Origin of the sequence: Aquimonas voraii, assembly GCF_900101825.1 — a bacterium.
Lineage (GTDB): Bacteria > Pseudomonadota > Gammaproteobacteria > Xanthomonadales > Xanthomonadaceae > Aquimonas > Aquimonas voraii.
Genome location: NZ_FNAG01000011.1, coordinates 45249 through 60330 on the forward strand (window position 1 = coordinate 45249; position 15082 = coordinate 60330).

Sequence of the window (15082 nt, forward strand, 5' to 3'; positions counted from 1 at the left end):
TTAGCGCCCTGTTATCGGATTGCCCTTGAACCAGGAGGAGTACGCGGTGATGCGCCAATTTTCGGTATCGGCCCGCCTGCAGGTTCTGCCGATCCTGCTGCTCCTGAGCGCATTGCTCATGGCGGGTCTCGCGAGCGCCGACGGGCTGCCCGCGGTGGAGTCCGGCCGCATCGAGCGCCTCGAGTTCGCGCCTGCGGGCCTCGCGGCACGCAAGGTCGATGTCTGGCTGCCAGCCGGTTATCCCAAGGACGCGCCCTACGCCACCCTCTACATGCACGACGGCCAGATGCTGTTCGACGCCGGCACGACCTGGAACGGGCAGGCTTGGGAGGTCGAGCGCACCGCCGGCCCGCTCATCGCGTCGGGCGCGCTGCGGCCCTTCATCGTCGTCGGCATCTGGAACGCCGGCGAACACCGCTACCGCGACTACCTGCCGCAGCGCGTGTTCGAGGCCATGCCTGAAGACGCACGCGCGCGCTGGCGGGCGGCCGAGCGCGAGCCGGGGCAACCGCTGTTCGCCGGCCCGCCTGCGGCCGACGCCTATGTCCGCTTCCTTGTCGGCGAGCTGCGCGAGGCGATCGAGTCACGCTACGCGGTCTCACGCGCATCGCAGGACCGCTTCCTGATGGGCTCGAGCATGGGCGGCCTGATCAGCCTCTACGCACTGCTCGAACGGCCCCGGCACTTCGGCGGCGCCGCCGCGCTGTCGACGCATTGGCCGGGCAGCTTCGACCCCAAGGACGACAGCTTCGCGCAGGTGATGCGCGCCTACCTGCGTGAGCGCTTGCCAATTCTGGATCGGCAAAGGATCTGGATGGACCACGGCACCGAAACCCTGGATGCGTTGTATCCGCCGCTGCAGCGCGAAGTCGACCTGGTGTTCCAAGCCTCGCCGCTGCCGCCCACGCAGTGGCAGAGCCGCGAATACCCCGGAACCAACCACAGCGAACAGGCTTGGGCTGCGCGACTCGCCGACCCGTTGCGTTTCCTGCTGGCGCCGGACAAGAAATTGGGTGGGCCCTGACCCACCATGGCCTGAATCCTCGCCCCGCTGCCCGCTGCCCGCTGCCCGCTGCCCGCTGCCCGTCAGACGCTATTCGCTCGCCTCCAACCGCCAACCGCCAACCGCGATGCGCCCTCTAGCGATAGCTGCGGGATGCGCGCCACCCGCTGTCCGCACTGCTGATTGCACTACTGGCTTGCCACTTATGGATCCTCGCGCGACCCTCGGAAGCCCTGCCAGTTTCCGCTTGCTGTTGCTGTTGCTGTTGCTGTTCGCCTTCCGCCCGCACTCCAGCATCGCCTCGACGCCCGCATTCGCACTCCCGGCCGCCCACGCATGTTCAATCCGAATCCCACGCGCCACATCGTTCCCCTGCACGACGGCCACGTCTGCCTCGTCTTCGACGACGTGCTGCTCGATCCTCAGGCCTGGATCGACACCGCCATCCAGCACCGTGCGCGCTTCGTCGAGGGCGCCTGGAACGCCTATCCCGGCCCCGAGCTGCCGCTGGCCGCCGAGGTCACCGATCGCCTCTGCGACTTCTTCGCCCTGCACGCGCGCTCGGCGCTCGGCGCACGCCGCACCCTGCGCGCACACAGCCGCTTCGCCCTTGTGACCCGCGCGCCGGAAACGCTCGCACCCTGCCAGCGCTTCTGCCACCGCGATCGCCTGAGCAGCGAGCCCGGCACCGTGGTCGCGGCCAGCGTGCTTTACCTGTTCGATCGCCCTGAACTGGGCGGCACCAGCTTCTACCGCCCGCGCCGCCCCATGCCGGAGATCGAGGCCCTGGTGCAGGATTCCGTCCGCCTCACCCCCGAGGCCTTCAACGCCCGCTACCCAGACATCGCGCCCGGCTATATGCGCGAAGGCAACCCCTGGTTCGAGCACATCGCCACCGTTACACCGCGCTTCAACCGGTTGATCGTCTACCGCGGCGATCTGTTCCACAGCGGCGACATCGCGAGGCCAGACCTGCTCAGCGCCGATCCGGCGCTGGGGCGGTTGACGGTGAACGGGTTCTTTACCTGTCGGGCGGCGTTGGGGTAGGGAGCTCTGCATTCAAAGAACTCGCCGAATCATCCACGTCATCTGAGCGTTCGGCGGCATGACAAGGTGTGAGGCTCCGCGGCTGGCGTGCTGACAGGTGCCGCCGTTGCGAGGTCTTCGCCGAAGCCCTCAAGAAGCGTGTTGCGATTCGGAGTTGAATCCGCCGCAGAATACAGGAGATTGATTTCAATGCTTCTTATTCAAAGCCATCCGCAAAGACCAGGTTCTGAAATTCGAATGCGCCTACGTCCACAGTTGCTACCCCATTCCCATCACCATCATCGATTCTGCGTTTTCCATCGATATCGCTAGCCGTGGACACGTAGTCATTGAAACCGCGATCCACACCCAGAGAGGTCGCTGAAAGCATGAAACTGCTTGGCTCGAACGTAGGCACCCCGGCGAAATTATCATCACTACCAAGCGCATTCGAACAAAGCCCCGCGAATTCGGAACTGCCTCCGCTGTCGATCATGTTGTTGCGAATCACCGGAGGAAATGGATCATTGAAATTTCCGCAGCTCACCACGCCACTAGTGGCAGTGCTGTTGACCATCAAATTGTTGGCGATACGTGCGTTTCTATCATATCCATCGGCGTAAACGGCTGCGCCTTGGGTGGCACTATTGTTGATCATGGTATTGCCGATGAGCCATACGCCTCGTTCGCCAGAAGGCACCAACCAGTATACCGCGCCGCCTCGGCCACCTGCAGATGAGGTAAAGTTGCCTTGAAACAGGTTGTTCTCAATGAGCGCGTCGGAGCTATTGACTGCCGCAATGCCGCCGCCTTCTAGCGGTGCCGAGTTATTGCGGATCGTGTTACCAATGATGCGAACTGGGCCGGATGCGAAAAGGTAAATCCCGCCGCCCGATAGAAAAGAGGGGGTGCTATTCCCTTCAATCAAATTGCCGATGATCTCCGTGCAAAGAGAAGCCGAGCACCCATTGCCCCTCACTTCTATGCCGCCACCGCCTCCGCCGCCGCTGACCAATCCACTGTTTGTGTTGTTTCGAATAATGTTATGGCGAATTAGAGGGCTGGAAAAGCCGATGCTGATGCCGTTTCCGGTGCCGCCGCGATTGTTTTGGATGATGTTGTTAATGATCGTGGGGCTACCGTTGATGTCTATACCGCCTGCACCGGTGCTCACGCCGCCCTGAACCGTGAATCCATCTAGGACTGCGGCTCTATCGACATTTGTAAAAACAACAACTGCGCCGTTTCCACTTGTAGAGCCATCAATCACCGTGGAGCTAGCCCCAGACATGCTTCTTAGTTCAAGGTTCTTGTTGAACTGGATGCGCTCTAGATAGGTGCCGGGAGCGACGTAAACAGTATCGCCAATGTTCGCGGCATTAATGGCTGCTTGGATGGTCGCAAAGTCTTGAGGAACCAACAGTGTGGCTGCGTCAATTGATGTAGAAGCCAGCAAAAATAAACTTAAACCAAACGTCGAATAACGCATGCTTCACTCCAAAAGTAAGAAACAACCGTAAATGCTAGCGGCATTCTGTGCGCGTAGCTCTCGCCAAAAACCTTTGCTCAGTGCGAAGTCGTCTGGTGGAATGCCTCGCGCACAAATTCAAGCAGCAGTGGGTCTGTGTGACTGCAGATCATTCGCCGAGCGCTATCCAAGAACCACGCTCGCAGCCGGTTTATTTGAAGCGCGCGATCGGAAGCGCACCGTCGTGCAAGAAGTATGGGGACTTCAAACAACTTGGCCCGGCACCTTAACGGGCAGTCGGCGGCGGGTCAAGGGATCGGTGTGCCTGTGTTGAGGGCGGCGTTGAGGAGTCTTCCGGTGGCTTGATGGGGGCAGAATCAGATACGAATCGCTACATTCCTCTTCAGCTGGCTGGTCTCAGTCTGACGAGCAGCACTCCCCGCACGAGTTAAAGCTGTCCCGATCCGAACCCGCCCGCTCTCTGACAACCCGCCTCACCAATTCGCGCTCGGCTAGCGGCTGATTTCGGAGCCGCGCCGGCCGCAAAATCCGCGAGAGCGGCCCGCGCCCGGGCCAGTTCGTCGACTACACGCTGGACGCGGCCGGCAACCGCGTGGGCATCAGCGATGCCGCGGGTCGCGACATCGTCAACACCTTCGATGCGCTGAACCGTCTGGAGACCAGCACCGACGGCATCGGCCTGATCGAGCGTCTGCGCTACGACGCCGACAGCCGCGTGCTCTCGCGCGAGAACGGCCGCGGCGAGGTGACGGGTTTCGAGTACAACGCCCTCGGCCACGAGATCCTGCGCACGCTGCCGCCGAACCAGAGCGGCGCGCGCGAGCTTGAGTTCGAGCCCGGCATCCACGGCGAGGTGCTGGCCGAGACCGACGCCAACGGCAACACCACCACGCACAGCTACGACGGCCTGGGCCGCCGCGTGCTCAGCACCCTGCCGGCGGTGCCGGCCGGGCCGGACAGCGGCAACACCCGCCGCTGGAGCTACGACCGCGTCGGCAACCTGCTGAGCCACACCGACGCGGCCGACCGCGCCACCACCTGGCGCTACAGCCCGCGCAACCAGCGCATCGAGCAGACCGACCCGAGCCCGCCGGGCCATACCCAGACCTGGGACTACGACGTCGCCGACAACCTGCAGCGCCACGTCGACCGCCGCGGCATCGTCCACACCCAGCGCCACGACGGCGAGAACCGGGTGATCGAGCGCACGCGCGACGGCCTGCGCATCGAAGCCCTGGCCTACGACGGCCCGGGCCGGGTGCAAAAGCGCACCGACGCGCGCGACGAAGACACGACCTACACCTACGACCCTGCGGGCAGTGTGCTCACCGAAACCCGAGCGTTAGGCTTTGTGCAGCGCTGGACCTATTGGCCCTGGGGCAGCCCGAAGACCCACACCGACGCCGACGGCCTCGTCCGCAGCTTCGAGTACGACGCCCGCCAGCGCCTCACGAAAGAAACCGACCCCGCCGGCGCCATCACCACCCACGGCTACGACCTTGCCGACCACCGCACGCGGACCACGCGCCCCGGCGCGGCTGAGTGGACCTACGCCTTTGATGCCGACGGCAAGCTGATCGAAGTCGAGAGCCCCGAGGGCCACCGCACCGTCTACGAGCACGACGCCCACGGCAACCGCACCGTCCAGCGCAACGCCGGCGGCATCGTCACCCGCTTCGCCTACGACGCCCGCCACCGCGTCACCGCCATCGACCACCCGATCGGCGGCGACGAGGGCTTTGCCTACAACGGCGAGGGCGAACTCACCGCCCACACCGACCGCGCCGGCCAGCGCATCGAGATCGAGCGCGACGGCCTGGGCCGCATCACCGAGCGTCGCTACACCGCCGCCGCCCCCGGCGACATCCACCGCGAAGTCTTCGCCCTCGACGGCGACGGCCGGCCGACCACGCTCAGCCAGTACGGCGCCGCCGACGGCCCGCAGCACGTGCAGCGCCGCTACGACGGCCAGGGCCGCCTGATCGAAGAAGACGACCGCTTCAACCAGCGCAGCACCTGGACCTACGATGAGGCCGGCAACCGCCTGAGCCTGACCGACCCGGCCGGCACCACGACCACCGCGCCCGACCGCCTCAACCGCATCGCCCGCCAGACCACGGCCGCGGGCAGCACGGAACTCAGCTACAGCAGCGCCGGCCGCCTGCAACAGATCACCCACCCGAACGGCGCGCGCAGCGAAACCCGCTACGACGCCGCCGGCCGCATCGAGCGCATCACCCACTACCAGGGCAGCAGCGAAGTCGCACGCTTCGAATACACCTACGACGCGCGCGGCAACAGAATCGAAGAGCGCCGCATCGACGCCAGTGGCACCCAGCACACGACCTACGACTACGACCGGGACGACCGCCTCACCGGCACCACCGTCACCGCACCCGGCGGCAGCGTCACCGAAACCCGCTACACGCTGGACGACGTCGGCAACCGGGCGCGAGAAGTCGTACGCCGCAACGGCGCCACCGTCAGCGACATCGCCTACACCTACCAGGCCCACCAGCGCCTGACCGAAGCCCGCGACAGCGTCAGCGGGGTCCTCACCGAGTACGCCTACGACGCCCGCGGCCACCTGGTGAGCGAAACCCGCAACGGCCAAACCACCACCTACCGCCCGAACGCGCAGGACCGCCTCGCCACCCTGACCCTGCCCGGCGCGCCGCCGGTGCAAATCGACTACGCCTACGACAGCGAAGGCAAACGCGTCGAACGCCGCACCCCGACCGAACTGACCCGCTTCGGCTGGGACGGCGAGACGCTACGCCGCGAAACCAACGCCGCGAACAACGTCATCGAAGCGCACGACTGGGCGGCGGGCAGAATCCTCAGCAGCCGGCGACTCAACGACACCCGCTACGCCCAGCACGACGCGCTCAGAAGCCCGATCCGCTGGAGCCAAAGCACCGGCGCCGAACAAGGTCAACTGCGCTACGACGCCTGGGGCGAAACCACCGAAACGAGCCCCGACCTCCCGCGCATCGCCTACACCGGCCACTACCGGGAGCGCGAAGGCGGCAGCTACTACGCGCAGCAGCGGAACTACCGGCCGGGGTTGGGGCGGTTCAATCGAATCGACCCGTGGTCGGGCAACGAAACCAACCCGATCACGCTGAACAAGTACCTGTATCCGAACGGGAATCCGCTGGCTTACATCGATCCGGATGGCTTGCGCTCGGTCAGCACGATGATCGACGACGCGGCCGAAGGCTGTGGCCCAGTGAGCTGTGCCGGATGGGCAATGCTGTACGGCGCGTACCACGTCGGCACGCTCGGCTTCGCCGGCATTCACGACCCTGCGCGCGATGCCTACAGCGCGGGAGAGATTGATGGCACGCAGTACGCCACCCATACCGCTGGGGCCTTGGCGATCACCGCCGTCAGCGCGACAGGCGTCGGCAGCGGCGCCCGGGTCGTTGCGGGTGCGACCACAGTAGTTGGACGAGTAGGGGCAGGCGCGGCAGTTGGTGCGGCCACGGGCGGCGGCCTCGACGCAGCAACCCAAGGCCTGTCCATCGCGACCGGCGTGCAGGAAGGCTACGATCTGAACCGGACGCGAAACGCCACGCTGTTGGGCGGCGCGCTGGGCGGGAGCGTTGCGGGTGCGGGCCACTTGGTCCAGAGCCGACAGCAGGCGTCAGCGCTGAGTGCGGAGGCTGCGGCTCGACGTGTCGTTCGGACGCCCTCGGACGGCGCTGAGCGGCTCGCAGTGCAGCAGGGCAAGCCAATAGTTGTCACAGAAAATGCGGAGTCCTTGGATGCAGCGGTGTTCGGGCCGACGATCGGAAAGTCCGAATACAGGGATTGGGCAGCGTTCAATGCTGAAGCATATCGGCGCTATCAGTCCTATGTGGACGATGCGTACGATGCAGCCATCGCGGCAGAGAGCGAAGGGCTGTTGAGGGGAAACAAAAACACCCGTATTGGAGACTTTGTCGACCGACAGAGTCGAGATGAGTTTCTCGACTGGCTTGCGTCAGAGGGCATCTCTGAGGGGGCGGAAAGCGTGATAAAGGTGAATCGATGGTTGCGGGACCCCGCAGGTACGGGGAATTATGTACGGCCTGATATTCAACTGCCTGGAATAATCATGGATGCGACGGTTGGAAGAAAGCCGCCAGGGACTTTGCAGGTCATGAAGAATGCTCTCTATTCAAATGGATTGCCAACTACGGTAGTCCGACCAAGTCAGCGTAGTGGCAGTTGTACGGTTTTGGGGTGCTCGGATCAATGACTCGCTATGTTCGTTCGCTACGTGGACTGCGCGACTTTATCGCTACCGTTGTTTTGAGCGCGCCGGACAGATTTCGGTATAGAGATCATCGTCCAGAAGATGATCAGCTCTCACTTGATCGAGCTTTCGCTGAGCTTCGTGCTGGATTGGAGTTTGTCGAGCCCAGGGCAGAAGATGCGGAACTACACGCGCGTTTGATTGCAACGCTGGATGCATCGAAGTCAGCCTATCTTGCCGGGGAGCGCAAAAAGGGGGCCCACCTATTGCAGGATTTTCAGGACATGATTTTTGGTCCTCAAGAGCCGTGAGGGTGGACTCCGAAGGCTGGGTGCACTTAGGTGTAAGGTTTCGGACGATCAAGAAGCTGCCTGGCGAAGAGTCTCCAAGATTGCTCAAGTTCCAAGAAATGGCGCTTCTTGCAAAGAAGGCTGCACTTGATGCTTTGCGGGCGCACTCGCCTCCTGAGACCGCCGTCTCCATCTTGAGGGCAAGTCAGTGATCCCCCAGGTCTTTTGCGGACGGTTTGCGCCAGTGACGTTCTGTTGTGCGTTCGTGAAGCTTCGGTTTGACGACCTAGTGCGCGAGTATCTTGAGCTTCTTCGGAGGAACTTTCCTGAGGCGCGCGTCGATTTGCACAATGAGCCTTTAGAGGCGGTGCTACAGAGTTTTGAGCCGCTGGTTTCGCCAATGACTCGTGAACTGTTGGTTTCGACTGATTCGGATTGGACCGTGATCTTTGGGAGCAGCGTTGGGCTTTCTGACTGTTTCACGGTCTCAGCGATGTGCGCGCGCTTTCTTTCTGTGGACGCTTTCGCAGTTGTTAATGCTCCGGATCGCATGGATCAAGTCCGAGATGGTGCCGTAAACGTCTATCGATCTATGCAGTTCCAGTACTACAGCGCGCGAGCAGAAGAGCCGACGCGGACGATTGTGTCTTCGAACGACGGTGGTCGCTGGGTGTTTATCGACCAAGGCACGCCCTTCGAGTTCGAGGATGCTGCGAAGTATTTGTCAAAGAGAGTTAGGGCTCGTATCGGTCCTCAAGATATCGAGGTCGCGTGCAATTACTTTGGTGTGAGTCTCGCTAAGGGAGATTATTTCGGATCTCGCAGTGCGATGGTTGCTCGTAATTAGCCAATTCCAAATGCACGGGTTATGGCTTACAGTGAAGCGCAGCGGACGCTGGGCATCACTATCGCGTGACGTAGACGAATCTACGGGTTCATCGACTAGAAAGAGATTGATGGCAGCGAACTACCCGAGCATTTCGCGCGCAAGGCACTCAGTGAAAGCTGTCGGGATCGGTGGTGCAGCAGCTGTTGATGTTGCGTTGCCTTGAATAAGCCTGCGACATCAGGGTGCCACGATGAGTGGCGTGGTTGTGCCTGAGGATAAGCGCATGATCGAAGAAATCATCGAGTTTGCGATTAGGCCCGTTGTCGTCAGACTCAGTGAAGAAGCTTCCCAATCAATCAGCTTGAAGGTGGTCTTCATGGGCGCGGATCGGGTTGTGGCCAACGACCTGCTGCTAGAAGCTCCGATCAGTGGCGGCTCGATTGCTGCAAGTGGTGAAGTGAGGATCATCCTCAAAGATTCGGATTACCCTTGTGGTTTCATTGTCGAGGCAATCCTTGATGGTTTTTCTCCAGAGACAGGATTTTCGGGTTTCTCGATGCGCGGCAAATTAAAGGTGGAAGATGAGGTGCCGCGGGTGAAGTTGATCGCGTATTCCCATCGCTACAAAGTGCGGGAGTGGAGTCGAGATTTCCGCTTTAAGTGACTGTCTTGGGGCGATGATTTCAGTTCTCAACTGCAGGGTCCCAGCTGACTTAAGCCTGCGATCGGCGATCTCGCCAGGTCAAGATGCAAATGAATGCTGGTGCCCTCTTCTGGGGTGTCTGGGACGTCTCAGTTGGTTCCATTGAGGGTGCAGGAATGAGGACTGTAAAATTGCTCTCGCAAGAGCACCAGTTCGCGCTTACTGAGGGCGGTGGCGGAGGTTTGTTTTTGGAGGTTCTTTGCGGTGGATTCGCAATGTATGAGCTTGAAATGAAGCTAAACGACGAGGAAATCGAAAGGTTTCGCGCGGTCGGAGTAGATTTTCTGGCGAGCCTCGCGAACGAGATTAGGAGAAAATCGCCCGAGCTAGTGGCTAGATTGAAGGAAAGATAGGAAACGACAGCCTCCGCAGTTGACAGGGCTGCCTGTTCATTTGGCAAAGATTTCCGAGCATGGAAGTGATGATTTCCTGTATCTGTCCGATGCGCTCTCCACCAGGAGCGGGTGCGATTCGAGTGGCGATTGACGAAGAACGATGGGTGGAGCTTTACAGATGCAGTGCGTTCTACTCGTATTGGTGAGGCTAGCGTGCTGGAGTGGCACAACAAAGAACTCTCCCAAGAGGAAGTCAGTCGTTGGCTGCAGCGCCAATCCAGCGATCACAGATAGGATCAGTGTCGGGCCGAGCATTTGGCCGCGACCGCTCTTTGACAACTTGCTCTGCCCCTCGCAATCGGCGTGATGCTGATTGCGAAGCCCGTTGGCCGCGTGTTCGCGCGCGAGCGGGGCCGCCGGCATCATCACCCGCTTCGCCTACGACGCCCGCCACCGCGTCATCGCCATCGACCACCCGATCGGCGGCGACGAGGGCTTTGCCTACAACGGCGAGGGCGAGCTGCGCGTGCACACCGACCGCGCCGGCCAGCGCATCGAGATCGAGCGCGACGGCCTGGGTCGCATCACCGAGCGCCGCTACGGCGCAGCCCAAAGCGGCGAGGTCAGCCGCGAGGCCTTTACGCTGGATGGCGACGGCCAGCCAACCACGCTGAGCCAGTACGGCGCCGCCGACGGCCCGCACCACGTGCAGCGCCGCTACGACGGCCAGGGCCGCCTGATCGAAGAAGACGACCGCTTCAACCAGCGCAGCACCTGGACCTACGACGAAGCCGGCAACCGCCTGAGCGTGACGGACCCGGCCGGCACCACCACCACCGCGCCGGATCGCCTCAACCGCATCGCCCGCCAGACCACGGCCGCGGGCAGCACGGAGCTCAGCTACAGCAGCGCCGGCCGCCTGCAACAGATCACCCACCCGAACGGCGCGCGCAGCGAAACCCGCTACGACGCCGCCGGCCGCATCGAGCGCATCACCCACCACCAGGGCAGCAGCGAAGTCGCGCGCTTCGAATACGCCTACGACGCGCGCGGCAACCGACGTGAAGAGCGCCGCATCGACGCCAGCGGCACCCAGCGCACGACCTACGACTACGACAAAGACGACCGCCTCACCGGCACCACCGTCACCGCACCCGGCGGCAGCGTCACCGAGACGACCTACACGCTGGACCCAGTCGGCAACCGCAGGCAGGAAGTCGTACGCCGCAACGGCGCCACCGTCAGCGACATCGCCTACACCTACCAGGCCTACCAGCGCCTGACCGAAACCCGCGACACAGCAGAGGCCAGTCCTACTTCGCTGATTCCGGCCGGGCGAGCCTGCACTCGAGCAGCCCCCCCTCGCAAGGGCGGCCTTCCGTCGTGGCGGTGGCGGGCGTTCTGCTTGCCGCTCGCTGATCGATCCACGGTTTCAGGGAGACCGATGCCGGCGCCCAACACGGCCGCTGCGTCAGGCCCCCGCCCGCAGATGCCGCGCCTGCCGTTTCGGCGTCGCCCCGGCCTTCGGCGCGTCGCGCTGCCGCGGCTGCGGTGCCGGGCTGTCGGCGGGTTCGAAGTCGAAGCGGGAGCGGCCGCCAGCGGCGCGGTAGTCGTCAATCAGGGCGCAGTCGATTGCGTCGCCTGGTGTGTCACCTCGCGCCTGCAGGTGTTCACGCAGCAGTAGAACAAGTCGCTCATGGGCGATCGCATGTGTCTGGCCGATGCGTGCGTAGAGCCCGTCGCTGAACGCGAGGAAGTGGGCGAAGGGCGACTCGTCCAGCAGCAGGCCCAGCGTGCGCGGGAAGCGGCCGGAGTTGGCGACCAGGTCCCAGTAGCGGGCGAAGCGCGACAGTCGTTGCAGGGTGGCGAAGTCGAGCTCGCGGGTGGAGAGGATGTTGTAGGGCGGGTCGGGGTTGAAGCGCAGGTCGAACTCGGCGGTGTGGCGGGCGATCGGCGCGCCGCGCAGGCGTTTCAGTATTCCGAACTGGATCTCGTGCGGGGCCAGCCGCACCAGACGGTCGAAGCCGGCGGCGAAGCTGGCCATGTCCTCGCCGGGCAGGCCTGCGATCAGGTCGACATGCAGGTGCGCGCGGCTGTGCTCGCGCAGCCAGCGCAGGTTGGCCTCGGCGGCAGCGTCGTTCTGCTTGCGCGACACGCGCGCCTGCACCTCGGGGTTGAAGCTCTGGATGCCGATCTCGAACTGCAGGCTGCCGGGCGGGAAGCGCGCGATCATCGCCTTCAGGCGTTCGGGCAGGTGGTCAGGGATCAGCTCGAAATGCACGAACAGCGGGTCGTCCGGTGCGGCTTCGAGCTTGTCCAGAAAGAACTGCAGGATCGCCAGCGAGGTGTCGACCTTGAGGTTGAAGGTGCGGTCGACGAACTTGAACTGGCGCGCGCCGCGGGCGTACAGGGTTTCCAGCTCGGCGAGGAAAGCGGGCAGTGGAAACGGCCACGCGGTCTTGTCGAGCGCTGACAGGCAGAACTCGCACTTGAAGGGGCAGCCGCGCGAGGCTTCGACGTAGAGGTGCCGACCCTTCAGGTCTTCATCACTGTATTCGGCGTAGGGCAGGGCCAGCTGGGCCAGCGGTGGCTGCGCGCCGGGAATGCGCTTGGCGGCGGGCGGCGTGCCGGCGAGCAGGGCGCGCGCGAGCTCGGCAAAGCTGAGGTCGCCCCAGCCGGTGATGACGTAGTCGGCCAGCGCGCAGATGCGCTGTTGATCGGTCTCGTGGCTCACTTCGGGGCCGCCGAGCACGATCGTCACCTCAGGCGCGACCACGCGCAGCTGGGCGACCACTCGCGTGGTTTCCTCGACGTTCCAGATGTAAACGCCGAGGCCGAGGATGCGCGGCGATTCGGCCAGCAGCTTCTCGACGATTTCCTCGGTCTTTTGACCGATCACGAACTCGCGGATGACCGAGTGCTCGCGCAGCTCGCCAAGGTTGGCGCGCAGGCAGCGCAGACCCATCGAGGCATGGGCGTAGCGGGCGTTGAGGGTGGCAAGGACGATGGCAGGCATCCGTACAGGGTACGGGCTGCGGTGGGGTTGGCGGAAATCGCAGGTCTGCGAGTTGACCCGGAATCCCGAACCGCAGGCGTGGTGCGAAACCGGGAGCTCGCCCCGGGTGGTCGGACGCTCGGGTGTGTGGCGAGCCCCGGATGCCACGGTGGGCCAGGGCCCACCCTATGAGTCCGCGAAGCGTGATCGGGTGACCAACGCCCGCTTCGTCGGGGCTCAACGCGCTCTCATTCCTCGCGCTGGATAGGGTGGGCCCCGGCCCACCATGAGCACGACACCGCCTCACCCCACGTCTCGCTCTGCAGAGCGAGACGAACACATCGAGCGCAGTCCGCCGATCGCCTCAGCGCTTCTGGAAGCGGTAATGCGCGACCAGCCACTCGTTGCCGCCGGCGTAGCCGAACAGCTCGGCGCAGGCCATCCAGAACATGCGCCAGCGCTGCGCCCAGACCTTCGCCTCGGCCTTGCCGTAGACGTCCTCGAACAGGCGCAGGATCTCGTCGGCATGGCGGTCCTGGTTCTCCAGCCAGTGGTTGCTGGTGCGCTCGTAGTGGGTGCCCGACAGGCGCCACTGTTCCTCCAGCCGCAGGTGCTCCTGGAAGTGCAGGAAGGTGTCGGCCGCCGGCATCAGGCCGCCGGTGAAGAAGTAGCGGCCCATCCAGTTGTCTTCGCCCTCGGTCTCGAAGGGATACATCAGCTCGCGGTGGCAGAAGATGTGGCAGAACAGCTTGCCGCCCGGGTCCAACCAGCCGCTGATGCGCTCGAACAGCACGCGGTAATTGCGCACGTGTTCGAACATCTCGACCGAGACCACGCGGTCGAAGCGGCGGTCGCCCAAGTCGAGCACATTGACGTCGCGGGTCAGGATCTCGACGTTGGTGAGGCCGCGCTTGGCGCACTGGCCGAGGATGTGCTCGCGCTGGCTGGCCGAGTTCGACACGCCCAGGATGCGCGCGTTCGGAAAGCGCTCGGCCATCCACAGAGTCAGAGAGCCCCAGCCGCAGCCGAGTTCGAGGATGCGCATGCCGTCGGCAAGTTCGGCGCGCTCGCCGTACAGCGCCAGCATCGCTTCTTCAGCCTGGTCCAAGGTCTCCCGGCCACTCGGGTAGTAGCAGCTGCTGTATTTCAGTCGCTTGCCGAGGCAAAGCTCGAAGAAGCGCGCCGGCACTTCGTAGTGCTGGCGGTTGGCGGCATCGGTCTCGATCGCCAAGGGGCTCTCGCGCAGGCCGTCCAGCAGTTCGCGGAAGCGCGTCCACGCGGCGACCGCGTCGCCCGCGTGTTCCTCGCGCAGGCGCTGCGCGCACAGGCGGCGGATGCCGAGTCGGGTCAGGGCATCGGGCACCAGCCCGCGTTCGCACAGGTCGATCAGGCTCATCGGGCGTCGGCTCTCGGGAAGAAGAAGGAAAGGGCGTCAGGCGCGCGGGCGACGCGGCGGCCAGAGGAAGAACATGCTGACTTCCTGCTGGTAGCGGCGGTAGTCCTCGCCGCGCGAACGCAGGGCCTGTTGCTCGGTGTACGGAATGCCCGTCACCCAGAGCAGCGAAACCAGCATCGCGATCGGGCCGATCAGGCTCAGCCACCAAAGCGGCGAATCCCAGGCCAGCAGCACGTAGGCGAACCAGTGCAGCCACTCGAAGAAGTAGTTCGGGTGCCGCGACCAGTTCCAGAGGCCGACGCGGCAGGTCTTGCCGCGATTGCCGGGGCAGCGGCGGAACTTGGCGAGCTGCATGTCGGCCAGACTCTCGCCGGCCAGGCTGCCGGCCCAGACCAGCACGCCGAGCAGCATGCTGAGGCTCAGGCCCGTGTGCGGATTGGTGGCCACCGCCAGGAAGGGCAGCGAGAACAGCACCACCAGCAGTGCCTGGGCCATGAAAAAGCCGAAGAATTTGCCCTGGTGCCCCTGCCAGTGCTCGCGCAGGGCGGCGTAGCGGCCATCTTCGGCTTCGTGCAGCACCCGGGCCAGCAGATGAAGGGCCAAGCGCACGCCCCAGATGCCGCCGAGCATGGCGATCAGCAGCCGCGGCAGGCCAGCGCCCGGGCCGAAGCTGCCGTAGAGCAGGGCGGCGACCGCGAGCAGGGCGGCCCAGGCGACGTCGACATAGCCGGCATTGCGGGTGCGGATCTGCAGCAGCCAGACGGCGCTCATGC

The 15082-nt window shown here is 63.9% G+C and carries 11 protein-coding genes and 1 pseudogene; 8 read left to right on the forward strand and 4 right to left on the reverse strand.

Going from position 1 to position 15082, the window contains the following annotated elements; genetic code table 11:
* Positions 1–25 precede the first annotated feature (25 nt).
* Together BLP83_RS14595 and BLP83_RS14600 are read left to right on the forward strand one after the other, a co-directional pair.
* Positions 26–1024 carry an alpha/beta hydrolase gene (locus tag BLP83_RS14595; protein ID WP_218121256.1) on the forward strand — a complete coding sequence of 333 codons (999 nt, stop codon included), beginning with the start codon at positions 26–28 and terminating at the stop codon, positions 1022–1024.
* A 315-nt stretch (positions 1025–1339) separates the two neighbouring features.
* Positions 1340–2050: a DUF6445 family protein gene (locus tag BLP83_RS14600; protein ID WP_091244345.1), complete on the forward strand. Its 711-nt coding sequence runs from the start codon at positions 1340–1342 to the stop codon at positions 2048–2050.
* Positions 2051–2246: 196 nt separating this feature from the next.
* On the opposite strand, the gene BLP83_RS14605 is transcribed toward BLP83_RS14600, so the two are convergent.
* Positions 2247–3518 (reverse strand): right-handed parallel beta-helix repeat-containing protein, encoded by a 1272-nt coding sequence (locus BLP83_RS14605; protein WP_091244347.1) that lies wholly within the window; start codon positions 3516–3518, stop codon positions 2247–2249.
* 592 nt (positions 3519–4110) lie between these two features.
* Here BLP83_RS14605 and BLP83_RS14610 point away from each other — a divergent pair.
* The 6 genes and pseudogenes from BLP83_RS14610 to BLP83_RS19460 form a co-directional block, all read left to right on the forward strand.
* Entirely contained in the window at positions 4111–7764 is a 3654-nt protein-coding gene (locus BLP83_RS14610) for an RHS repeat-associated core domain-containing protein (RefSeq protein ID WP_091244350.1), read from the forward strand.
* Positions 7761–8072 carry a hypothetical protein gene (locus tag BLP83_RS18390; RefSeq protein ID WP_143006698.1) on the forward strand — a complete coding sequence of 104 codons (312 nt, stop codon included), beginning with the start codon at positions 7761–7763 and terminating at the stop codon, positions 8070–8072. The genes BLP83_RS14610 and BLP83_RS18390 overlap by 4 nt, the downstream gene beginning before the upstream one ends.
* 187 nt (positions 8073–8259) lie before the next feature.
* Positions 8260–8898 (forward strand): hypothetical protein, encoded by a 639-nt coding sequence (locus tag BLP83_RS18395; RefSeq protein ID WP_143006699.1) that lies wholly within the window; start codon positions 8260–8262, stop codon positions 8896–8898.
* Positions 8899–9163: 265 nt separating this feature from the next.
* Complete coding sequence (locus tag BLP83_RS14615) at positions 9164–9544, forward strand: hypothetical protein (RefSeq protein ID WP_143006700.1); 381 nt, start codon at positions 9164–9166, stop codon at positions 9542–9544.
* A gap of 89 nt (positions 9545–9633) precedes the next feature.
* Positions 9634–9936: a hypothetical protein gene (locus BLP83_RS14620; RefSeq protein WP_143006701.1), complete on the forward strand. Its 303-nt coding sequence runs from the start codon at positions 9634–9636 to the stop codon at positions 9934–9936.
* A 688-nt stretch (positions 9937–10624) separates the two neighbouring features.
* A pseudogene (locus BLP83_RS19460) lies at positions 10625–10951 on the forward strand (hypothetical protein); the annotation flags it as partial.
* Between the two features lie 438 nt (positions 10952–11389).
* On the opposite strand, the gene BLP83_RS19125 reads toward BLP83_RS19460, so the two are convergent.
* The 3 genes from BLP83_RS19125 to BLP83_RS14640 all read right to left on the reverse strand — a co-directional run bounded on the left by BLP83_RS19125 (position 11390) and on the right by BLP83_RS14640 (position 15080).
* Positions 11390–12934: a B12-binding domain-containing radical SAM protein gene (locus BLP83_RS19125; RefSeq protein ID WP_091244358.1), complete on the reverse strand. Its 1545-nt coding sequence runs from the start codon at positions 12932–12934 to the stop codon at positions 11390–11392.
* Positions 12935–13277: 343 nt separating this feature from the next.
* A complete protein-coding gene (locus BLP83_RS14635) occupies positions 13278–14309 on the reverse strand; it encodes an SAM-dependent methyltransferase (RefSeq protein ID WP_091244359.1) in 1032 nt (343 codons plus the stop codon).
* 36 nt (positions 14310–14345) lie between these two features.
* Positions 14346–15080 carry a DUF1295 domain-containing protein gene (locus tag BLP83_RS14640; protein WP_091244485.1) on the reverse strand — a complete coding sequence of 245 codons (735 nt, stop codon included), beginning with the start codon at positions 15078–15080 and terminating at the stop codon, positions 14346–14348.
* Positions 15081–15082: the final 2 nt, after the last annotated feature.